The sequence below is a fragment of the Nocardioides sp. Root682 genome (assembly GCF_001427795.1).
GTDB lineage: Bacteria > Actinomycetota > Actinomycetes > Propionibacteriales > Nocardioidaceae > Nocardioides.
Window position 1 is genome coordinate 14,168 of sequence record NZ_LMHJ01000006.1, and the last position, 21,124, is coordinate 35,291.

Genomic DNA, 21,124 nt, shown 5'->3' on the forward strand with positions numbered 1-21,124 from the left:
CTGTCCGCGCTGTGAGGGTCCTGTGGGCCCGCGTTCAGCTCATTCGGGTGCTCAGGGGTTCAACAACCCCGTCAGCTGTCCGAGGAGCGAGTCGACCGCCGGGTTGGACGCCACCGGAAGGACGGCGTCGGTGATCGCCGAGTTGACCGCATCGGTCAGCTGCTCGGCGGCCGGGGAAGGCGTGGTCAGCGGGTCGAAGATCGTCCCGAGACCCACCGGCAGCGGGTTGTTGTAGACCATGACTCCGGCGCCGAGCAGGAAGTCGATCACGAGGCACCCATTGACAACGGGCTTCTCGCTCGCCGACCAGGTTCCCGTCCCGAGGAAGTCGAAGGTCTTGGGCTCGACGGTGTGCACTCCGCTGAGGAACGGCGACACCCAGACGGGGTAGCCGTTCGGCTCGTTGGCGGCGGTGTCCACACCGATGATGGCGGCCGAGGTGTTGACCAGGACACCCGTCCCGGCCTTGCCCGTGATGTGGTAGATCGGACCGCCGACGAGGGCGCCGAGCGGGCCCACCGAAGGAACAGCAGGCAACAGGTCCGACTTCGTCACGGTGTAGCCGTCCGGTGCGCTCCGGGTGAACCGGGCCGGCGCGGTGCTCGAGCTGGCGCTCTGGGTGAGGCAGACACCACCGTCGAGCCGCAACGAGCTGTAGATGTTGAGGACGATGCCGGCCTGGACCGAGGCGTTGGAAGCGATCTGGACGCCGCCCGCAGCGGTGGACGGATCGATCTGGAGACCGTTGAGGAGGCTGAGCGAGGTCCGCTGGCCGCCGGTGGTCACGTTCACCTGGGTCGCCAGGATCGTCGGCAGGTCGATGCCCTTGGCGGCCGCACCTGTAGCCAGCTGGTTGAGCACGCTGGCGTAGTAGGCGTCGTTCGCCGTACCGAGCGACATCAGGACCCGCTTCTTGCCGCCGATCGTGGCGTGGGCCACGAACGCCTTCGTGCTCAGGTCGAACACACCGACCAGCCCGGTAGCCCCGACCACGTTGGCCGGCCGGTTGATGAGCATCGCGCGCGGCGTGCAGCCGTTTGACGGTACGCACTGCACAGCCGAGGCCGGAAGGCAGCTCGCCGGGTCGGCGACGCAGGCCGCCGGGTCCGACGGCAGTGCGAAGCCGCCGGGGAGTGCGTAGAACTGGGTCGCGCCACCGGTGCCCGGAGCCGGAGGACCGGTGAAGATGGGCGACGTCGTGCCGTCCAGGGTGAACTTGAACTCGGCCGGCACGATGTTCGCGCTGACGCTCCCCTTGCCGAAGACGTCCTTGAAGGTCGCCGCCCAGGGGCGGTACTCGAAGGTGGTCGTGGTGACCTTCGGACCGGCGACCGCCGTGTTTCCAAAGCCGGTGCCGCTGGCGACCGGCGTGCCGACGATGCAGGGAGTGGCCGCTCCGAACAGGGGCTTGGTCCGATAGGTGTTGATGTCGGTGGTGGTGACCGTGTACGTGCCGGCCGGCTGTCCGGCGAGGTTCAGCTGCGCCGAGAACCCGTGGGACGCACCGCTGCCGGAGAAGTCGCCCCGATAGTTGGTGTCGGACGGCGCCGGCTGCGGGCTGAGCGGCGGGCTCTGTGGATTGCCGAAGAGCCCGGCGAACGACAGATCACGAACCGGTGAAGTGGTCGTCAGCACGACCGCGTTGTTCGGGTTCTTGACCGTCACGATCGTTCGCGGGGACAGGTCGACGCCTGCCGGGTTGTCGCCCTTGCACCCGCTGCCGGCGACGGTCGCTGCTGAGGCCTGTGTGTAGTTGGCCGTGGCCGTTCCACGCGAGTAGTGCATCGCACTGACGTCGACCTTGATCGTCACCGCGCTGTCACGCACGAGAGGGATGGGACCGGCCTCATTCGGCGTCACGGTGGTCTGGGCCTGAGCCGGGATGGAAGCGGCACACGCAGCGACGAGGGCTGCTGCCATGGCAACGGCGCCGAGTCGCCTGGCGGGAAGGAGCGGAGGTGTGAATCGACGACGGCGGTGTTTCGACATGTTTGTCTCCTGGGAGCAGGAGGCCCCGAGAGCCTGGGGGGCATGGCTCTGACGACGACACCTTGACGCATCCGGACCGCCCATGTGGCGGGGATCACAGAAACACGTTCCATCGCTTCCGATGGTCGGCCGATCCGTAACCGACAGCCCTTCGAGTCGTCCCCTGATCGTCAGCCGAGGCGTACGGACACTCGGGTGTCCCCCGGCTCTGTGGCCAGGGTGACGGCGCCCCCGTGGGCCGCGACGATCGCCTGGACGAGCGCCAGACCGAGTCCGATCCCGTCGGAGCGGTGCCGCGAGGCGTCACCGCGGGTGAAGCGCTCGAACGCCGTGGCCACGAGGTCCGGGGGGAAGCCCGGACCGTCGTCGTGGACGTCGAACCCGTTTGCTCGCGCCGTCACGGTGACGGTCGTTCCGGCCGGCGTGTACTTGCGGGCATTCGTGAGCAGGTTCGTCACCACCTGGTGCAGTCGGCGCTCGTCGCCGCTGACCTCGATCGGCTCGCCGTCGTCGGGCAGCACGATCTGCCAGCGGTGATCGGGCGCAACGACCCGAGCGTCATCGACCGCCTCGAGGAGCAGACGGGTCAGGTCCACCGTGTCGGACGCCAGGGGACGGCCGGCATCGAGACGGGCGAGGAGCAGCAGGTCCTCCACGAGCGCCGTCATCCGCCCGGCCTCCTCCTCGACCTTCCCGAGCGCCATCGTCGAGGTCTCCATGTCTCCCCGGCGGCGGGCGAGCTCGGTGTACCCGGCGATCGTGGTCAACGGAGTGCGCAGCTCGTGCGACGCATCCGCGACGAACTGCCGCACCTGCTGCTCACTGCGGTGCCGGGCAGAGAGCGACGACTCGACGTGGGCGAGCAGCTGGTTGAGTGCTGCGCCCACCTGACCGGCTTCCGTGCGTACGTCGGTCAGGTGCTCGGGCACCCGCTCGGTCACCCCGATGTCGCCCGAGTCGAGCGGCAGCTCCGCCACGGCGTGCGCCGTGGCAGCCACCTCGCGCAGCGGACGCAGCTGGCGTCGTACGACGGCAGAACCGGCGAAGGCGGCGGCGAGGATGCCGAGCAGGGCGAGCACCAGCTCCCACCTCACGAGAGACATCGTGGCCTCATCGACGTCGTCGGTGGGGAGTCCGACCACGACCTTGTCCCCGAGCTGGTTACGCCCCGACGCCACTCGATAGCTTCCGAGACCCGGGAGGTCGATGGTGCGCGGCGCGCGCCCGGCGCCGTCCTCGAGCACCTCGAGCGTGTCGCCGTCGAGTGCCGTCAACACCCCACCCCTACCGGAGTCGCGGGCGAGGATGCCTTGGTCGCCGGCATCGGAGAACGTCGCCGTGACCAGACCGACCTCTGCGAACCCGACCCGGGTACCACCGGGCTCCTCGACACCCGGAAACCCCGGAGGGCCTCCCCCGCCGCGGAAGCCCGACACCCGGTTGAGCGCGGCGCGCACGTCGCCGTCCAGCCGGTCGGTCTGCCAGGCCCGCATGCCGATGGTGGTGACCGTTCCGATCAGCAGCGACACGACGGCCACCAGAGCGACCGCGGTGACGACCAGCCGCGAGCTGAGCGAGCGCGGCCATCCGAACCCCATCAGGCCGCCGGCTTCAGGACGTACCCGGCGCCGCGCATGGTGTGGATCATCGGCTCGCGACCGGCATCGATCTTCTTGCGGAGGTACGAGATGTAGAGCTCGACGACATTGGCCTGGCCACCGAAGTCGTAGTTCCAGACCCGATCGAGGATCTGCGCCTTGCTCAGCACCCGCCGAGGATTGCGCATCAGGTAGCGCAGCAGCTCGAACTCGGTGGCCGTCAGCGAGATCTGCTCGCCGCCACGGGTCACCTCACGGCTGTCCTCGTCCATCAGCAGGTCACCGACGACCAGCGTCGAGCGGTCCTGCTCGACGGCTGCGCCAGCGCGCCGGACCAGCGCGCGCAGCCGCGCGACGAGCTCCTCGAGCGAGAACGGCTTGGTGACGTAGTCGTCGCCCCCAGCGGTCAGACCGGCAACACGGTCCTCGACGGCGTCCCTGGCCGTCAGGAACAGCACCGGCACCGAGGGGTCATCGGCCCGGATCCGCCGCAGCACCTCCATACCACCGAAGTCCGGCAGCATCATGTCGAGCACGACGACGTCGGGGCTCTGTCCGCGCACGGCCACCACGGCCTCGCCACCGGTGTGGGCGGTCTCGACGGCCCAGCCCTCGTAGCGCAGCGCCATCGCCACCAGCTCGGCGATGTTGATCTCGTCATCGACGACCAGGGCACGCAGCGGCGTGCCGTCGGGGCGGGTGGCTGTCTCGGTCACGACATCAGACTGTGCCACCAATCTGTGTCCTTCCTGTGAAGGCGATGTGCGATCCACAAGGATCCCATCGCCCTCTCATCGATTCGTCACAGTCGGCACACAGCATCGGGCCGCACGGTGAGCACATGGACAACGACAACGCTCCGGACCAGCCCGCAGCCACACCCGATCCCGCGCCGGTGCCCGACCCCGCGCCGTCCGTCGCCGCCGCAGCGCCCACGCAGCCGCTCGATCCCGCCCCACCCACCAAGGTGCGCTGGCGCGACCGAGCCTTCCAGTTCCGGGCAGTGCTGGCCGTCGCGCTCGCCTCGGTCATCCTCGGCGCAGGAGCAGGCGTGCTCGGCACGCTGGTGTTCGACCACGACCAGGACCGAGCGGGTCGCCATCACCGGATCGAGGGGCCCGGAGAGCGGGGCGACTTCCCGGGCCGGCGAGGTCCCGGTCGCGACGGACCGAACATGCCGCAGCCGGACACCGACCTGCTGCCGCCCGGCACCGTGCCCCAGCAGGACGAGGGCGAACCGTCGTCCCAGGACAACCCCACCTCCTCAAGCTGAGCGCGCCGACGCCCCCGCTACTTCTCCCAGCCGTACGCAGCGAGGATCTCGGCCCAGTACGTCTCGGTGTTCGACGCGTTCAGCTTCGGATCGGCCGAGAGCACGGGAGCCAGGTCGGGCGAGCAGGCCCTCCCCCGGCAGTCCTTGATGGCGGGCCACAGCTCGTCCAGCGCGGCCAGTGCGTCGGCGTACCGGGGGTCGTCGGCGACGTTCTGGTCCTCACGCGGGTCCTCGACGAGGTCGTAGAGCTCGGTGGCTCCGTCGTTGTAACGCGTGTAGGAGTACCGGCTCACCCGGATCCCGATGGTGCTGCGCATGTCGGTGAACGCCGGGTCGTTGCCCCGCGACGTGAAGACGGCTTCGGTGACGACGGGCGTCGTCCACCCCTGGTCGCCGCCGACCAGTGAGTCCGCGCGGCTCACTCCGTCGGGCTTGTGCGAGGGCTTCGCGTCGGCGAAGTCGAGGATCGTCGCCGTCAGGTCGACAGTCGAGATCGGGTCGTACCGCTTCTCCTTGGTGCGGAGCCCGGGGCCGGTGACCAGCATCGGCACCCGCAGGGAAGGCTCGTGGGCACGGACCTTGGTCATGCCCAGGCCGTGCTCGCCGAGGATCATGCCGTTGTCGGAGGTGAACGCGAACACGGTGTCCTCCCACTCACCGGATCGCTGCAGCTCAGCCACCAGCCGGGCGATGTTGCGATCCATGACGTACACGGCCTCGGCCCGGCGCCGCGTGGCGTAGCGCAGCGCGTCCTTCGCTTCGTCGCCGAGGGGCTGGATCCGCTTGCGGAGAGCCGGCGGCTTGTCGCTGAAGTCCGTCTCGATCTGCTCACCGGTGGCCGCGATCCCCGACGCGCGGTCGATCCGGTCGTCGAACTTGCCCCGCACCCAGTCCGGCACCCCGGGAGTCACGACGTTGACCTCGCGACCGTTCTCGTCGAGCACGTCCCTCGGCTCGTCGGCCGCGTTCGGTCCACCGTGGTGCGGTGCGACGTAGTTGACGTAGAGGAAGAACGGGTCCTTCTTCTTCGCGAACTTCCCGGCCATGTCGACGGACATGTCGCCGATGACATCGCTCTGGTAGACGCCCCGGTAGTTGTTGTCGATCACTCCGTTGACGTTGAACGGAGTGTCCATGTAGTCGTAGGTCTGGCCGTGGACGTACGACTCACCGGGCGGCTCGACCGCAGCACGCCAGTCGTCCCAGCCGTTGGGGACGTAGGTGAGGGACGGCTCGCCCGTGACCTTCGAGCGAGCGAGGCCGTAGCGGTTGAGGTACTTGCCGAGGTAGCCGGTGCGATAGCCGGCCGCCTTCAGCGAGGTGGCGATGGTGCGGGAGTCGTCGAAGGCGCCGTAGCCGTACGGCGGGTCGTGCCAGTAGACCTTGTGGTTGTGCGCGTACTGCCCCGTCAGGAAGGACGCGCGACTCGGGCAGCACAGGGGGAAGGGCGCGAACGAGTTCTCGAAGGTGACGCCGTGGTCGGCGATCAGCTTGCGCAGGTTCGGCGCGAACGCGAGGTCGTCGACCCGCATGTCGTCGGCCATGACCAGGACGACATTGGGCTGTTTCGGAAGGTTCTCGTGCTGGACCGATCCGTCGGCAGCAGCGACCGTCGCCACAGGGCCCTCGACGACAGGCTCGGTGACCGGGCGCTTGCCGGCGCCATTCCCCGGGGCGTACGTCAGCGCGACGACCAGGAGGCTGCCCACCAGAGCGACAAGAAGACCGATGCCGATCACCTTGGGCCAAGCCTTCACGATCAACGTCTGCACGCGCGCACTCCCTCGTTCCGCGCCACCGAGACGCACCTCGACTGAATCTGCACTAACTTTATCATCTTTGTAGATAGGGTCGGGCTGGGCCCCGACGGTGTGTCGCCGGCGGGTCGCCGGCGGGTCCTGCAAGACGACGAAACCCGCCGACATCACGTGTCGACGGGTTTCCTTGGCTCCCCCGATTGGACTCGAACCAATAACCCTGCGATTAACAGTCGCATGCTCTGCCAGTTGAGCTACGGGGGATCACAAAACTGCTCACACCTGGAAGGCGCTGTGCAGCGGGGAAACACTAGCAAGCCCGGCCCTGCGCCAGAAATCGAGACCCCGTCAGCCGCCCACGTCGCTGCGTGCAGCAGCCAGTGCGTCCTGTACGACGGCGTCGACTCGCGGGTCGGACGGGTCCAGCCCTTCGTCGTACTCGACGAACCAGGCCAGCTCCCCCGGCGCACCCGGAGCCCGGCGCGCGAGGACCCGGACCGACTTGCGGCCCTGCACGGGGACGTGGCGCTGGACCGCGATGCTCGCCGTGACCCGCTCCCGGACGAGCTGCAAGAGCCGGCCCGCGTCGTCGAGGCGCACCACGTGGACCGGGCTCGGCTCACCGAACTGCCCCACCTCCACCACGCGCAGGGTCGACTCCTCCTGGTCCCAGTCAGCGCTGGCAACCTGTTCCCAGGGCAGGCGCCCGGGAAGGTACAGCGCGTCGCGGGTGCCGGCGACCCCCGTGGGCCCACCGGGCCGCGGATGGGGCACGGGCGCCCAGGCCAGCACCCGCTCCCCCGCGCGCACCTCGACCGGAGCGCGGCGCGACGGCAACGGGGGAAGGGACGGGAACCTCACGCGCTGGCGCTCACGATCTTCTCGCGGAGCATCCGGCGATGCTGCTCGAGGGCCGCCAGCTCGCCGAACATCTTGTTGTAGTCAGCCGCGTGCTCGACCGGGTTGGTGCGCTGCAGGCGGGACTTCACCTCGTCGATACGGCGCAGGGCGGTCAGCTCCTGCAGCCGGTGCAGGTGGTGCGCGACGTAACCCGCATCGACCTCCCGGGTGGCGGGAATGGGCTCGACCGCCAGGGCACTGACCGCGGACGACACCGCCGGGTCCGTCGATGCCTCACGGATGCGCGACACCCACGCCGGATCGCTCTGGCCGGCGACAGCACCGCCAGCGGCCGCGATGAGCTCCCACACCGCGCGGTAGATCGGGTGACTGAAGTCGTTGGCGCCGATGTCGGCCGTGGTACGACCGATGGCGATCGGATGCTGCAGCACCAGCTTGAGGGTCTCCCGCTCGATGCTGAAGCGAGGCTCACGCAGGTCGGGGTAGGTGGCACGCGGCGGCGGCGGCTCGGGAGCCGGCTGGGCGCCACTCCGCTCCCGCGGCGCGGTCGGCTCGGGGCCACGCGCGGCCGCACGGCGCACCTCGGACAGCACGCGGTTCGTGTCGACCTCGGACCCGATCATCCGCGACACCTCCTGCGCGAACGCCGTGACCTTGGACTGGTCGCGGATCGAGGCGACCAGCTTGGCCGCGGCCCGGACGGCGTCGATCCGGCCGTCCGCACGATCGAGGTCGTAACGACCGACGACGTTCTCGAGGACGAACCGGTACAACGGCCGGCGCGTCGCGATCAGCTCACGGACAGCGGCGTCGCCCTGCTTGATCCGGAGCTCACACGGGTCCATGCCCTCAGGCGCCACCGCGACGTAGGTCTGGGACACGAACTTCTGGTCACCGGCAAACGTCTTCAGGGCAGCGTTCTGGCCCGCCTCGTCGCCGTCGAAGGTGAAGACGACCTCGCTGCGGAACTGCTCGTGGTCGTCGAGGAACCGGCGCAGGACCCGGGTGTGGTCATCGCCGAACGCCGTACCGCAGGTGGCGACCGCAGTGCCGACGCCGGCCAGGTGGCAGGCCATCACGTCGGTGTAGCCCTCGACGATCACGGCCTGGGAGGTGCGGGCGATCTCCCGGCGGGCGAGGTCGATGCCGTACAGGACGTGGCTCTTCTTGTAGATCGCCGTCTCGGGGGTGTTGAGGTACTTCGCCTCGATCCGGTCGTCATCGAAGATGCGGCGCGCACCGAAACCGATGGTGTCGCCCGTTGCGTCCCGGATCGGCCACAGCAGCCGGCCACGGAACCGGTCGTAGAGCGAGCGGCCCATGGCGATCAGTCCCGCGGCGATCACCTCCTCCGAGGTGAACTTGCGTCCGCTCAGGTGACGCCAGAGTGCTTCGCCGTCGCGAGGGGCGAAACCGACGCCGAAAGTGAGGGCAGAGGCCTGGTCGAAACCGCGCTGGTCGAGGAACTGACGCGCGGCGACGGCCTCCGGGGTCGCGAGCTGCTCGGCGTAGAACTCCGCAGCCGCCGCATGGGCCTCGATCAGACGGCGACGCTGCGGACCCTTGGGCCGGTCATCGGTGCCCGAGTCGTCGCGGCGGAGCTGCACGCCGTACTTGTCGGCCATCCGCTCGACGGCCTCGCTGAAGCTCAGGCCGTCGATCTTCATCAGGAACGTGAAGACGTCGCCGCCTTCCTGGCAGCCGAAGCAGTGGAAGAAGTTGCGGCTGGGCGTGACGTGGAACGACGGGGACTTCTCGTCGTGGAACGGACACAGCCCCTTCTGCGATCCGCCACCGGCGTTGCGGAGCGTGACGTAGGAGGACACCACCTCGTCGATCCGCGCCCTTTCACGGACCGCGGCGATGTCCTCGTCACGAATCCGTCCGGCCATGGGGCGATCCTACTGACGGGTGGTCTGGCCCGTGACGTCCATCCACAGGGATCCCCCACGGACGGGTGACAGCTCGACTATTGTCGCAGGCGTGACTTAGGTTGCACTCTGCTCGTTGTCCCTGGGGGAAGGGAACCGCGAGTAGGGGTTTGGGATGAACAATCGGGGAGGGACCGACGATGGGGCAGCTGCCTGCGCGCTCTGGCGCGTCCTGGCCTGTGCCGTTGATCGTCGTCATCCTCGTGATCTCCGGCTACCTCGTGTTCGGACGCGGCGACGAGGAGTCCCCGCAGCAGAAGAAGCCCAGCACGACCACGGCCGCTGCGCAGCTCGACCTGAAGAAGCTCCCCGCGAGCTCCACGAAGACCACGATCAAGGCCGCCCCGAAGGATCCACGCCCGAAGGGCATCCCCAAGGGAACGGTCGTCCATCCCAAGCGGGTGGTGGCGTTGTACGACGCCCCGGACGGCAAGCCGTTCGCGAAGATCGGTCCGCGCCAGTTCGGCGACACCTGGCTCCCGGTCATCACCCGCAACCGGGACTGGGTGCAGGTGATGTTGCCGTCGAAGCCGAACAACTCGACCGGTTGGCTCCGCTCGTCGGAGCTGGCCGAGGCACACAGCCGCTTCCTGATCCAGGTGCACCTGCGCACGCGAACCCTCGAGTTCTTCGAGGACAACGAGCTGGTCAACTCGTGGTCGGTCGCGATCGGCGCCGACGCGACGCCGACCCCCACGGGCCGCACCTTCGTGCTCGGCCAGATCGTCGACGAGAAGCAGCCGTTCTCTCCGGTCATCCTGCCGCTCGGCAGCCACAGCGCGACCCTCGACTCCTACGGCGGAGGCCCCGGCACGGTGGCCCTGCACGGATGGACGGATCCGTCCGTCTTCGGCAAAGCCATCAGCCACGGATGCGTCCGGGTGCCCGACGCGGCACTCGCCCTGCTCCGGACAGTCCCCATCGGAACCCCGGTGATCGTCGACAAGGCGTGACCCGAACCGCTACAACATGAACTGCCTACAAATGATGAAGATGAAGGGAATCCCCATGAAGAACACACGGACCCTGGCCTCGGTTGCCAGTGCCCTCGTGCTGGTCGGCGGAGGCGCCTCGCTCGCCCTGCTGGGTGGCGGCGGCGTCGCCGTTGCTGCCGGCGAGCCGTCGTCGGCGTTCGGCCTCGAGCTGACCATCGCCGACAACGCGGTCCTCGACCAGATCCCGGCGGTCGAGTCGACCGACGGAAAGGTCGTCACGGATTCGCTCATCGGTCTGCCGGCCAACCCGGTGGCCAGTGGTGGCGTGGTCAACGTCAGCGCGGAGAACGGCAAGGCCAGCTCCAGCGTGACCGACCTCGGCGTCGGTGACGGCCTGCTGGCCCAGCTGCCCTCGGAGATCACCGACCAGCTCGGCACCGTCTGCGACCAGCTGTCCGCCGGGCTCGACCCGGTCACCGGCGCGATCAACGACGCCCTGCTCGGCACCCTGCTCCCGCAGCTCGGTGGCCTGCTCGACCAGATCGCCGACGCGACCGACGGCACGCCGCTCGACCTGGGCCTGCTCGGCGCGCTCAACCTGTCCAGCCTCACCGACCTCCAGCTCGACGGCCTGTGCGACGTCCTGTCCGGTGACACCCAGCTCGTCGGCGCCGACGCCGTCATCGCCGAGTGCAACGGCGACACCGGCACCACCGTCATCACCGACCTGGCTGCCCTCGGCCTCCCGGTCGACATCGACGTCAGCGAGCCGAACGCCACGCTCGACATCGCCGGCCTGGTCACCATCACCGCCAACCGCCAGACCGCCAACGCCGACGGCACCTTCACCGTCGACGCCCTGCACGTCAGCATCCTGGGTCAGATCGAGCTGACGGTGGCCTCCGCCACCTGTGGCGAGGTCACCAGCGACGAGGAGACGGACCCGAGCGACGCTCCGACCCCGACCCCGATCGAGTCGCACGTCCCGGTCACCGGCTGATCCTGGCCAACCGACCCTGACGGGTCACCCTTCTCGGCACATCCTCATTTGTCGGCAATCCGACCGGCCGCAGCCCACCAGCTGCGGCCGGTCGGTCGTTTTTCACTTGACCAGGCGACGGTGCCAGGCGACCGCGCTGGCGTCGGTGAGCGAGGCCACCTGGTCGATCACGACCCGGGTCCGGGCCGCGTCGTCGGCCGCGGCGGCCCAGTCCCCGGCGAAGGTCTCGTCCAGGTCGTCGCCGTCACGGTCGAGCAGGCTCACGACGAGCTCGGTCAACAGCTCGCGCTGCCGGACCTGCAGGGCCATCCGGGTCGCGTCCTGCATGACGTAGTGCGCGGCGATGCCCTTGAGCACGGTGATCTCGAGCCAGGTGTCCTCCGGGACGACCAGATCGGCGGCGTACCGGACGAACGGCCCGTCGGACGTCGCGAAGGTGGCCTGTTGCACGGCGCCGCAGAACCGCCCGATCAGGTCGCTGGTGAGGTTCTTCAGCGCAGCCAGGCTCCCCCGGCGCCCGTCGTACGACGCCTGCGGCCAGCTGCCGACGGACCTGAGGCCCTCGAGCACGTGATCGAGGCGGTCATCGGTCGCGTCGGGGAGGTACCACGAGCGGACGGTCGACCAGACCGCCGAGGTGTCGATGCGGGTCAGGTCGAGCTTGCCCGCCACGGTGCCGTCCTCGACGTCGTGGACCGAGTAGGCGACGTCATCGGCCAGGTCCATCACCTGTGCCTCGACGCAACGCCGGCCGGTCGGCGCCCCGGCGCGGGCCCAGTCGAACGCGGGTCGGTCGTCGTCGTACACACCGAACTTGCCGGCGGCGCTCTCGGGAGCGTCAGCGACGCCCCAGGGGTACTTGGTGCAGGCATCCAGGGTCGCGCGCGTGAGGTTCAGCCCGGCCGACTCCCCCGCCGCGTCGGAGGTCTTCGCCTCGAGCCGGGTCAAGAGTCGCAGCGTCTGGGCATTGCCCTCGAAGCCGCCGCAGTCCACCGCCAGGGCAGCAAGCGCTCGCTCACCGTTGTGCCCGAACGGCGGGTGCCCGAGGTCGTGCGCCAGGGCAGCGGTCTCGGTGATGTCGGGGTGCGTGCCGAGGGCCCGCGAGAGGTCGCGCGCGATCTGCGCCACCTCCAGGCTGTGGGTCAGGCGGTTGCGGACGAAGTCGTCGCTCTGCGGCCCGACAACCTGGGTCTTCGCCGCGAGCCGCCGGAACGACGCCGCGTGCACGACCCGCGCACGGTCGCGCTCGAACGCCAGCCGTACCGGCGCCTCGACCCGCTTCGGCGGTTCGGGCACGATGCGCTCACGCGCCTGATCGTCGTACCGCTGCTCCACCTGGTCCACGACGCGACCCTATCGGCGGAGACGACGAGGACCTCCCACAGCCGACCTCAGGCGCTGCGTTCGGCGACGCCGACGATCAGCGGCCGCACGATGGGAGGCGCCTTGAGCAGCTGGTCGTGCTGCACGCTCGCCACGGTGAACCCCGCAGCCTCGATGCTCGCCAGGGTCGGCCGGTTGGGATGACATCCGTGGCCGATCCTCACCTGCAGTCCCTCCAGGCGGTCCTGCCAGCGAGCGAGCCCGGGGTCCTCGGAGCGCACGTGCTCGAGGAAGACCAGTCGACCGCCGGGCTTCAGGACCCGGTGGGCCTCCGCCAGCGCCCTGGTCGGGTCGTCCACCGTGCACAGCACCAGCGTCGACACGACGGCGTCGAACGTGCCCGCATCGAACGGCAGCTTCTCGGCGGGCGCCCGCACCACGGTCGCCGACACCTGCTGGTCCGCGACGTGGCGCTCGAGACGCCGAGCCATCGGCTCCTCGGGCTCAGTGACGACCAGCTCGGTGACCCCCGGGCCGTAGAACCGGAGGTTGGCACCGGTCCCGCCCCCGACCTCCAGCACCCGGCCGGCGAGCGGCTCCAGGAGCTCCTTGCGGAGCTGTCGCAGAACGGCCTTCTCGGGCCCTGCCATGATGCGGTCGTACCCGGCCGCGAAGATCCGGCCCCAGAGGCTCATGGCTCAAGGTAGGCCCATCGAGGCCCGCCCGGAAAGCCTCCGGCGCTGCGATCAGTAGACGGTCACGTGGACGTGGTCGTAGTGGTTCGCCGTGGTGGAACCACGGTCCGACATCCCGCGCCAGCCCTCGCCGGCCCGGTCGACGGACCAGATCCGCTGCGAGTAGATGACGTAGTTGACGCCCAGGGCCGCGTAGTTCGCGCGCACGAAGTCGGCGACCTCCTGACCACGCGCGCCCGACACCATGATGTCGACGGCAATGCCCTGCGAGTGCTCACCGTCGCCCCGGAAGGTGCCGTAGGCACCGATCTCGGGGAAGTTCGCGCAAACGGCCTCGTGGACCTTCTTGATGTTGGCACTCACGCCGGCGGGCACGGAGGTGCCGTTGGTGCAGTCACCACCCAGGGTCGGGGGCTTCTCCTTGCTGAAGTAGCCGGAGGTCACCCAGCGAGACTTGCCCTCGACGACGATCTCCGAGCGACCGTCGTACTTGCGTCCGGTGAGGAGGACCTTCTCGCCCTCGTCGAGCTCGCCGACGTTCTTGGCCTTCTTGTCCGGCCGCGCCCACAGGTTGAGGGCGGCAGTCGTCCAGCGGCGGGTGTCGGCGTTCTTGATGGCCTTCGCGACGGCGTCGGCGTCGAGCAGCCGAGCAAGCTTGCTCGAGGCTGCGTCCCCACGCGCGCTGTCACGGGAGAGGACGGGGAGCTCGCGGACGGCTCCGCTCACCGCGTTGGCGGCGAGGGTGCGGTCCACGGCGATGACATCGTTGGAGTCGGGCGTCGGGGAGCTGCTGAGCACTCCGGCGGTGACGACTGCTCCAGTCGCCAGAACGGCCAGCGAGCCGGCAAGTGCTGCGGCTCGGGGCTTACGTCGCGCGGTTTCCCGCTTGTGGCTGTTTGCCACGCGCTGATCCTTTGCTGTTGCTGACATGACGACGCCTGACTCGTTGCCGGGTCAGGCGTATCAATCGAGTGAAGCACAGGTAATTGCCGCTTCAATAATCCCTGGATCACACATTTGGGGTGTTCCGGGTCACCCCCCGGTGGTCTCGTTGACCTCCTCCAGCAGCCCTGAACCGCCCTCGCAGAGGCCATCGGTGTCGTCCAGCCAACCCTCCGGAAGGACCACGCGACTGCGCGGCGCGCCCTGTCGTCCCCGCGGTGCGCCGAGCTCTCCGACCGGGAACGGCTCGCTGGGATCGAGCTCGTCGAGGAGCCGGTCGAGGGTGGCCAGCGAGTCGACGAGACCGAGCGACCGGCGCAGCTCGCCGCCTGCGCGGAAGCCCTTGAGGTACCACGCGATGTGCTTGCGGAACTCCTTGCAGCCACGCTCCTCCCCCATGTGCTCGCACAGCAGCTCGGCGTGGCGGCGCATCATGGTGCGTACGTCGCCGAGGGTCGGCAGCGTGGTCACGGCCTCGCCGCCGAAGGCTGCGGCGAGGTCGCGGAAGAGCCACGGCCTCCCGAGGCAGCCGCGCCCGACGACGACACCGGAGGCCCCTGTTTGCTCGACCATCCGGAGCGCGTCCGCGGCCTCCCAGATGTCGCCGTTGCCCAGCACCGGGATGTCGACGTGGTCGACCAGGTTCGCGATCGCCTCCCAGTCGGCCTGGCCGGAGTAGGCCTGCGCGACGGTCCGCCCGTGCAGCGCGATCGCCGCGATGCCGGACTCCTGGGCGATCCGGCCCGCGTCGAGGTAGGTGAGGTGGTCGTCGTCGAGACCCTTCCGGGTCTTCATGGTCACCGGGACGTCGTACGGCGTCGCGGCGGCCACCGCTTCCTCGAGGATCCGCCCGAGCAGGTTGCGCTTCCACGGCAACGCGCCCCCGCCACCCTTGCGGGTGACCTTCGGGACGGGGCAGCCGAAGTTGAGGTCGACGTGCGCGACGCCGTACTCCTCGCAGAGGATCCGGGTGGCCTTGCCGACGTACGTCGGATCGGTGCCGTAGAGCTGGACGGAGCGCACCGTCTCGGCCTCGTCGAAGACCAGCATCCGCTTCGTGGTCTCGTCACCCTCGACCAGGCCGCGACTGGTGATCATCTCGCAGACGTAGAGGCCGGCGCCGTACTCGGCACAGAGGCGGCGGTAGGCAGCGTTGGTGATGCCGGCCATGGGCGCCAGCACCACCGGGGTCGGCACCTCGAGGGACCCGAGGCGCAGTCCGGTCGTCGCGACGCTCACGTGGCTTCCTGGCTCGGCTTCTTCTTGGGCTTCTTCTTGACCGGCTTCTCGACCTTGCTGATCTCGCCCGCCCACGTGACCGGGTCGAGCCCCGCCGGCGGGATGAAGCTGATCGTCTCCAGCGTGCGGGCGGGTGCGATGAAGTAGACCTGACAGATCTGCGCCGTTGCGGCCTTCAGGAAGGACGCAGGGAGCGGGTCGCCCGCACAGGCCGGGAGCTGGGCCTTGGTGTATTGGTTCGGCGCTTCGAGGGTGGTGCCGTCGTTGGCCCAGATCACGTTGTCGAGCTTGAGACCACCCAGGTCGGTGTCACCGAGGTTGGTGACCGTCAGCCGGACGAAGTACGGCGTCCGCGCTGCCGTCACGTCGTCGACGTTCCAGCCGGCAAAGGACTCCTGGAACGAGGTGCGCTCGATCCGCTCGACCTTCACGGACAGGACGCCGATCTCCTTCTGGCGCCGCTCGAACGCGATCACGCCCTCCGCGCCGAGGGCGAGCTGCGTGCCGGGCTCGGTGAGCGTGACTCCGAACGGCACGTCGTAGTACGAGGCCGGGGCCTCGGTCGTGGCGGAGGGACTCGGCTTCGCCGACTCCTTCTCCTCAGCCTTGTCGTCGTCCTTCGAGCCGCAGCCAGCGAGCAGGCCGAGGGCCAGCACGCCGGCCGCGACTCGCATCAGCATCCGAGGAACCGCTCAGCGAAGTAGCCGGTCAGCTTGTCGAGGGACACCCGCTCCTGGGACATCGTGTCGCGTTCGCGAACCGTCACCGCGTGGTCCTCGAGGGTGTCGAAGTCGACGGTGACGCAGTACGGCGTGCCGATCTCGTCCTGGCGGCGGTAGCGGCGTCCGATGGCGCCCGAGTCGTCGAAGTCCACGGTCCAGTTGCGCCGCAGCTCGGCGGCCAGGTCCTTGGCCTTGGGCGACAGGTCGGCGTTGCGGGACAGCGGCAGCACCGCGACCTTGATCGGCGCGAGACGCGGGTCGAGCCGCAGCACGGTGCGCTTGTCGACACCGCCCTTGGTGTTGGGCGCCTCGTCCTCGGTGTAGGCGTCGACCAGGAAGGTCATCAGGCTGCGCGACAGTCCAGCTGCCGGCTCGATGACGTACGGCGTGTAGCGCTCGTTGTTGGCCTGGTCGAAGTAGGACAGGTCGGTGCCCGAGGCCTCGCTGTGCGTCCTGAGGTCGAAGTCGGTGCGGTTGGCGATGCCCTCGAGCTCGCCCCACTCCGAGCCGGCGAACCGGAAGCGGTACTCGATGTCGACGGTGCGCTTGGAGTAGTGCGACAGCTTCTCCTGCGCGTGCTCGTAGTGGCGCAGGTTCTCGGGGTCGATGCCGAGGTCGACGTACCAGGCGGTGCGCGCGTCGATCCAGTACTGGTGCCACTCCTCGTCCTCACCCGGCTTGACGAAGAACTCCATCTCCATCTGCTCGAACTCGCGGGTCCGGAAGATGAAGTTGCCGGGCGTGATCTCGTTGCGGAAGCTCTTGCCGATCTGGGCGATGCCGAACGGGGGCTTCATCCGCTGGCTCGTCACCACGTTGGCGAAGTTGAGGAAGATGCCCTGCGCCGTCTCGGGACGCAGGTAGTGCAGGCCGGACTCGTCCTCGATGACGCCGAGGTAGGTCTTGAGCAGGCCCGAGAACTGGCGGGGCTCGGTCCAGGCGCCGCGGGTGCCGCAGTTGGGGCAGGCAAGCGTGGCGATGTCGACCGTGTCGGGGTCCTCGATCCCCTTCTTCTCGGCGTACTGCTCCTGCAGGTGGTCGGCCCGGAACCGCTTGTGACACGACTGGCACTCGGTGAGCGGGTCGGAGAAGGTCGCGACGTGGCCCGAGGCCTCCCAGGTCTGGCGCGGCAGGATCACGCTGGAGTCGAGACCGACGACGTCCTCGCGCATCTGCACCATGGACTTCCACCACTGGCGCTTGATGTTGTCCTTGAGCTCCACACCGAGCGGGCCGTAGTCCCAGGCGGAACGGGTGCCGCCGTAGATCTCTCCGCAGGGGTAGACGAAGCCTCGGCGCTTCGCGAGGGAGACAACCTGGTCGACGGTGGACGGGGGCGGCTTGGCCACAGGGGGATTCCTTTATGGGAACGAGCCCGGCTGGCTGCCGGGCGGTGCTTGTCAGTGTTGTTGAACGACTCGCGGGAGCAGTCCCCTAGGTTACGCGAGCCTCGGCCACGTTGAGCACGGTATTCGGCTCGACGACCTCGTAGGCGCCCGGTTCGTCGATCGCCCGCATCAGTACGGGCACCCCGTGCAGCTTCAGGTCGTACGACGACAGGGCCCGCCGATACGCCCCGACGTTGACCCAGCGGGTGGTCAGCACCCACAGGTCGGGCTCGTCGACGTTGCGGCCGATCCACCCGGCGACGTACCCGGGCTTGTCGAGCAGGAGCCCGTGGACACGCTCGAGGTCCGCCCGCAGCAGGTCGGGATCCTCGGAAGCGGGGACCCGGAAACGATTCACGACGAGCACGTGCGAACTCTACGCAGTCCCGCCGCGCTTGACCCGGCGGCCATCGACGACGACTATGACACCTGTCATAGTCGATTCGAGGGAGCCCCCGTGACCGCCGAGACCACCACCTGGCTGAAGTCCGCCTGCATCCTGTGCGAGTGCAACTGCGGGATCGAGTTGCAGGTCGAGGACCGCCACCTGGTGAAGATCCGCGGCGACAAGTCGCACCCCGGCTCCGAGGGCTACACCTGCGAGAAGCCGCTGCGCCTGGACCGCTACCAGAACGGCACCGAGCGGCTCACCTCTCCCCTGCGCCGGCGGCCCGACGGCAGCTACGAGGAGATCGACTGGGACACGGCCATCGCCGAGATCGCAGCGCGCCTCGCCGGGATCCGCGACGAGCACGGCGGCGACAAGATCTTCTTCTACGGCGGTGGCGGCCAGGGCAACCACCTCGGCGCGACGTACAGCCAGTCCCTCCAGGCCGCCCTCGGTGTGAAGTACCGCTCCAACGCGCTCGCCCAGGAGAAGACGGGCGAGATGTACGTCGACGGTCGGCTGTACGGCGGTCACACCAAGGGAGACTTCGAGCATGCCGAGGTGGTCGTGTTCATCGGCAAGAACCCCTGGCAGTCGCACTCCTTCCCGCGCACCCGCCCGGTGCTCAAGGAGATGGCGGCCGACCCCGATCGCTGCATGGTGGTCATCGACCCGCGACGCAGCGAGACCGCGGCCATGGCCGACATCCACCTGCAGGTCCGCCCGGGCACCGATGCCTGGTGCCTGGCCGCGCTCGGCGGGGTCCTGGTCCAGGAGGACCTGGTCGACCACGACTTCATCGACCAGCACACGACCGGCGCAGACCCGGTCCTCGCCGCCTACGCGGCCGTCGACGTCGCCGACTACGCCGCACGCTGCGGCGTGCCGGAGGAGCTGATCCGGCAGACCGCGCGCCGGATCGGGGCCGCCGCGAGTGTCTGCACCTATGAGGACCTCGGCATCCAGCAGGCACCGCACAGCACCCTGAACTCCTACCTCAACAAGATGCTCTGGATCCTGACCGGCAACTTCGCCAAGCCAGGCGCCATGTTCCTGCACTCGACGTTCGCGCCGATCGCCGGCAGCGCGCCGCCGGGCGGGTCCGGCTCCGGTCGCAGACGCTCGCCCCTGCAGCGGGCCGTACGGACCACCCAGGCGGCGGCCACCACCGCGGTCGGCGCCGCCGCGATCCGGTTGCCCGCCTTCCTGCCGGGCGTGATCGCCGAACCGGTGGCCGCAGCGATGAGCGGTCTCGTCGCGAAGGTCGCCAACGGGCCGACCAGCCCCACCGGTGCCGCGCGTCGCCCGGCCGCCGACCGTCGTACACCGGTCACCGGAGCGCGGATCATCGCCGGCCTGGTCCCGTGCAACTCGATCGCCGAGGAGTGCCTCGCCGACCACCCGGACCGCTTCCGCGCGCTCTGGCTCGACAGCACCAACCCGGCGCACTCCCTCGCCGACTCCGAGTCGTTCCGCCAGGCGATGCGCGCCGTCGACCTGAGCGTCGTGATCGACATCGCGATGACAGAGACGGCGCGACTGGCCGACTACGTCCTGCCTGCGTCGACCCAGTTCGAGAAGTGGGAGTGCACCTTCTTCAACGTCGACTTCCCGCGCAACGTCTTCCAGCTGCGCAAGCCGGCCATGGAGCCGCTCGAAGGAACGTTGCCCGAGCCGGAGATCTATGCGCGCCTGATCCGCGCCCTCGCGCCGGTCGGCGAGTCGGTGCTCGCCCCGCTGCGTCGCGCGGCCCGTCGTGGACGCACCCAGTTCGCGATCGCCTTCTTCGCGGCCGTGGCAGCGGACCCGAGGCTGATGGGCCTCGCCGGCCACGTGCTGTACGAGACGCTCGGCACCACGCTGCCCGAAGGCGCGCGCGGGACCGCGTCGCTGTGGGGGGTCAGCCAGCTGTGCGCCATGGGCAACCCCGACTCCGTGGCCCGGGCCGGCTTCGACGGCGCAGGCTTCGACGCCGGCAACCAGCTCTTCGACCGGATCCTCACCGGTGAGGGCGTGGTCTTCACAGTCGACGACTACGAGCACGCGTGGGACTACACCCGCCGCCCCGATCGCCGTTTCACCCTCGACGTGCCCGAGCTGCTCGAGCACCTGGTGTCACTGTCCACCGAGCCGAGCTCGTGGACGACCGAGGAGTTCCCCTTCGTCCTGTCCGCCGGAGAGCGGCGCGCGTTCACGGCGAACACGATCATCCGCGACCCGTCGTGGCGACGGCGCGATGCCGACGGCGCGCTCCGCATCCACCCCGAGGACGCCTGGGCGCTGAGCGTCACGACCGGCGACAGCCTCCGCGTGGTGACCGAGAAGGGCGAGGCCGTCGCCCAGGTGGAGGTGACCGAGCAGATGCAGCCCGGACACGTCTCCCTCCCCAACGGCATGGGGATCGAGCACGCTGACGGCAGCCCGGGCGTCGCACCCAACGAGCTGACGTCGCTGCACCACCGGGACTGGCTCGCGGGCACTCCGTGGCACAAGTACGTCCCCGCCCGCCTGGAGCGCGTGTGACCACCCGGACCCGCTCACCACGCGACGCCATGCTGGACAGCGCGATCGCCCTGTTCCGCGAGCGCGGCGTCGCGGCCACCTCGCTGCGCGACGTGGTGGCCCACAGCGGTGCGCCACGGGGGTCGATCTACCACCACTTCCCCGGCGGCAAGGCCGAGCTGGCCCACGACGCGACCCGACGCGCCGGGGACCTCATGGGCCGACTGGTCGCAGGGGTCGTCGACAGCGCAGAGCCGGTCGGCGCTGTCGAGACGATGATCGACCACTGGTCGGGCGTGCTGCTCGACAGCGACTTCGCCGCCGGTTGCCCCATCGCCGCTGCCGCGCTCTCGGGAGACGACACGGCCGCGGCACGGGACGCCGCCAGCGGCGCCTTCGCGACGTGGGAGCAGTTGCTGGCCGAGGCCCTGGCCGGACGCGGCCTTGCCTCCGGGGAGGCGGCCGACCGGGCCGCGCTCATCGTGAGCGCCATCGAGGGGGCACTGCTCGTGAGTCGCGCCCGTCGTACCGACGCACCGTTGAGGGCCGTGGGCAGGGAGCTGGTCCGCCTCCTTCCCTGA

The 21,124-nt window shown here is 69.4% G+C and carries 18 protein-coding genes and 1 tRNA gene; 5 read left to right on the plus strand and 14 right to left on the minus strand.

Annotated elements, in window-relative coordinates:
- Positions 1-51 precede the first annotated feature (51 nt).
- The 3 genes from ASD84_RS24380 to ASD84_RS24390 form a co-directional block, all read right to left on the minus strand.
- Positions 52-1,989 carry a hypothetical protein gene (locus ASD84_RS24380; RefSeq protein ID WP_156392206.1) on the minus strand — a complete coding sequence of 646 codons (1,938 nt, stop codon included), beginning with the start codon at positions 1,987-1,989 and terminating at the stop codon, positions 52-54.
- A gap of 170 nt (positions 1,990-2,159) precedes the next feature.
- Positions 2,160-3,587: a sensor histidine kinase gene (locus tag ASD84_RS24385; RefSeq protein ID WP_056716967.1), complete on the minus strand. Its 1,428-nt coding sequence runs from the start codon at positions 3,585-3,587 to the stop codon at positions 2,160-2,162.
- A complete protein-coding gene (locus tag ASD84_RS24390) occupies positions 3,587-4,303 on the minus strand; it encodes a response regulator transcription factor (protein ID WP_200954671.1) in 717 nt (238 codons plus the stop codon). Before ASD84_RS24390 ends, ASD84_RS24385 begins: the two co-directional genes overlap by 1 nt.
- 125 nt (positions 4,304-4,428) lie before the next feature.
- Between ASD84_RS24390 and ASD84_RS24395 the strand changes: the two genes are divergently transcribed.
- Positions 4,429-4,860 (plus strand): hypothetical protein, encoded by a 432-nt coding sequence (locus ASD84_RS24395; RefSeq protein WP_056716972.1) that lies wholly within the window; start codon positions 4,429-4,431, stop codon positions 4,858-4,860.
- Positions 4,861-4,877: 17 nt separating this feature from the next.
- Here ASD84_RS24395 and ASD84_RS24400 read toward each other — a convergent pair whose 3' ends face one another.
- From ASD84_RS24400 to dnaG, 4 genes are all read right to left on the minus strand, one after another.
- On the minus strand, positions 4,878-6,632 hold the full coding sequence (locus ASD84_RS24400) for a sulfatase (RefSeq protein WP_056716975.1): 1,755 nt from the start codon (positions 6,630-6,632) through the stop codon (positions 4,878-4,880).
- A gap of 173 nt (positions 6,633-6,805) precedes the next feature.
- Positions 6,806-6,881: transfer RNA gene (locus tag ASD84_RS24405), tRNA-Asn, on the minus strand.
- Between the two features lie 84 nt (positions 6,882-6,965).
- Positions 6,966-7,478, minus strand: a complete 513-nt coding sequence (locus tag ASD84_RS24410; RefSeq protein ID WP_200954672.1) for a hypothetical protein — start codon at positions 7,476-7,478, stop codon at positions 6,966-6,968.
- The gene (dnaG, locus tag ASD84_RS24415; RefSeq protein WP_056716980.1) at positions 7,475-9,370 is read right to left on the minus strand and encodes a DNA primase; all 1,896 of its coding nucleotides are present in this window, start codon (positions 9,368-9,370) and stop codon (positions 7,475-7,477) included. The genes ASD84_RS24410 and dnaG overlap by 4 nt, the downstream gene beginning before the upstream one ends.
- A gap of 179 nt (positions 9,371-9,549) precedes the next feature.
- Here dnaG and ASD84_RS24420 point away from each other — a divergent pair, with 179 nt between their 5' ends.
- Together ASD84_RS24420 and ASD84_RS24425 are read left to right on the plus strand one after the other, a co-directional pair.
- Positions 9,550-10,362: a L,D-transpeptidase gene (locus ASD84_RS24420; RefSeq protein ID WP_056716981.1), complete on the plus strand. Its 813-nt coding sequence runs from the start codon at positions 9,550-9,552 to the stop codon at positions 10,360-10,362.
- 55 nt (positions 10,363-10,417) lie between these two features.
- Positions 10,418-11,344, plus strand: coding sequence for a choice-of-anchor P family protein (locus ASD84_RS24425; protein WP_156392210.1), 927 nt, complete (start codon positions 10,418-10,420; stop codon positions 11,342-11,344).
- Positions 11,345-11,446: 102 nt separating this feature from the next.
- Here the strand turns inward: ASD84_RS24425 and ASD84_RS24430 are convergent, their stop codons facing one another.
- The 7 genes from ASD84_RS24430 to ASD84_RS24460 all read right to left on the minus strand — a co-directional run bounded on the left by ASD84_RS24430 (position 11,447) and on the right by ASD84_RS24460 (position 18,020).
- Positions 11,447-12,688 carry a deoxyguanosinetriphosphate triphosphohydrolase gene (locus tag ASD84_RS24430; protein WP_056716985.1) on the minus strand — a complete coding sequence of 414 codons (1,242 nt, stop codon included), beginning with the start codon at positions 12,686-12,688 and terminating at the stop codon, positions 11,447-11,449.
- 47 nt (positions 12,689-12,735) lie between these two features.
- On the minus strand, positions 12,736-13,362 hold the full coding sequence (locus ASD84_RS24435; RefSeq protein WP_056716987.1) for a class I SAM-dependent methyltransferase: 627 nt from the start codon (positions 13,360-13,362) through the stop codon (positions 12,736-12,738).
- Positions 13,363-13,413: 51 nt separating this feature from the next.
- Positions 13,414-14,265 (minus strand): hypothetical protein, encoded by an 852-nt coding sequence (locus tag ASD84_RS24440; RefSeq protein WP_156392212.1) that lies wholly within the window; start codon positions 14,263-14,265, stop codon positions 13,414-13,416.
- Between the two features lie 129 nt (positions 14,266-14,394).
- Positions 14,395-15,543, minus strand: a complete 1,149-nt coding sequence (dusB, locus tag ASD84_RS24445; RefSeq protein ID WP_056716991.1) for a tRNA dihydrouridine synthase DusB — start codon at positions 15,541-15,543, stop codon at positions 14,395-14,397.
- A complete protein-coding gene (locus ASD84_RS24450) occupies positions 15,540-16,223 on the minus strand; it encodes a hypothetical protein (RefSeq protein WP_056716994.1) in 684 nt (227 codons plus the stop codon). The genes dusB and ASD84_RS24450 overlap by 4 nt, the downstream gene beginning before the upstream one ends.
- Positions 16,217-17,614: a glycine--tRNA ligase gene (locus ASD84_RS24455; RefSeq protein ID WP_056716996.1), complete on the minus strand. Its 1,398-nt coding sequence runs from the start codon at positions 17,612-17,614 to the stop codon at positions 16,217-16,219. Before ASD84_RS24455 ends, ASD84_RS24450 begins: the two co-directional genes overlap by 7 nt.
- A gap of 85 nt (positions 17,615-17,699) precedes the next feature.
- A complete protein-coding gene (locus ASD84_RS24460) occupies positions 17,700-18,020 on the minus strand; it encodes an antibiotic biosynthesis monooxygenase family protein (RefSeq protein WP_056716997.1) in 321 nt (106 codons plus the stop codon).
- Positions 18,021-18,110: 90 nt separating this feature from the next.
- On the opposite strand from ASD84_RS24460, the gene ASD84_RS24465 reads away from it, so the two are divergent.
- Both ASD84_RS24465 and ASD84_RS24470 read left to right on the plus strand, forming a co-directional pair.
- On the plus strand, positions 18,111-20,564 hold the full coding sequence (locus tag ASD84_RS24465; protein ID WP_056716999.1) for a molybdopterin-dependent oxidoreductase: 2,454 nt from the start codon (positions 18,111-18,113) through the stop codon (positions 20,562-20,564).
- Entirely contained in the window at positions 20,561-21,124 is a 564-nt protein-coding gene (locus ASD84_RS24470) for a TetR/AcrR family transcriptional regulator (RefSeq protein ID WP_200954673.1), read from the plus strand. The genes ASD84_RS24465 and ASD84_RS24470 overlap by 4 nt, the downstream gene beginning before the upstream one ends.

Bases quoted from the DNA above. Each gene is read 5' to 3' on its own strand.
- ASD84_RS24380 (WP_156392206.1), bottom strand. From the start codon at position 1,989: ATGTCGAAACACCGCCGTCGTCGATTCACACCTCCGCTCCTTCCCGCC.
- ASD84_RS24385 (WP_056716967.1), bottom strand. From the start codon at position 3,587: ATGGGGTTCGGATGGCCGCGCTCGCTCAGCTCGCGGCTGGTCGTCACC.
- ASD84_RS24395 (WP_056716972.1), top strand. From the start codon at position 4,429: ATGGACAACGACAACGCTCCGGACCAGCCCGCAGCCACACCCGATCCC.
- dnaG (WP_056716980.1), bottom strand. From the start codon at position 9,370: ATGGCCGGACGGATTCGTGACGAGGACATCGCCGCGGTCCGTGAAAGG.
- ASD84_RS24420 (WP_056716981.1), top strand. From the start codon at position 9,550: ATGGGGCAGCTGCCTGCGCGCTCTGGCGCGTCCTGGCCTGTGCCGTTG.
- ASD84_RS24425 (WP_156392210.1), top strand. From the start codon at position 10,418: ATGAAGAACACACGGACCCTGGCCTCGGTTGCCAGTGCCCTCGTGCTG.
- ASD84_RS24435 (WP_056716987.1), bottom strand. From the start codon at position 13,362: ATGAGCCTCTGGGGCCGGATCTTCGCGGCCGGGTACGACCGCATCATG.
- ASD84_RS24450 (WP_056716994.1), bottom strand. From the start codon at position 16,223: ATGCTGATGCGAGTCGCGGCCGGCGTGCTGGCCCTCGGCCTGCTCGCT.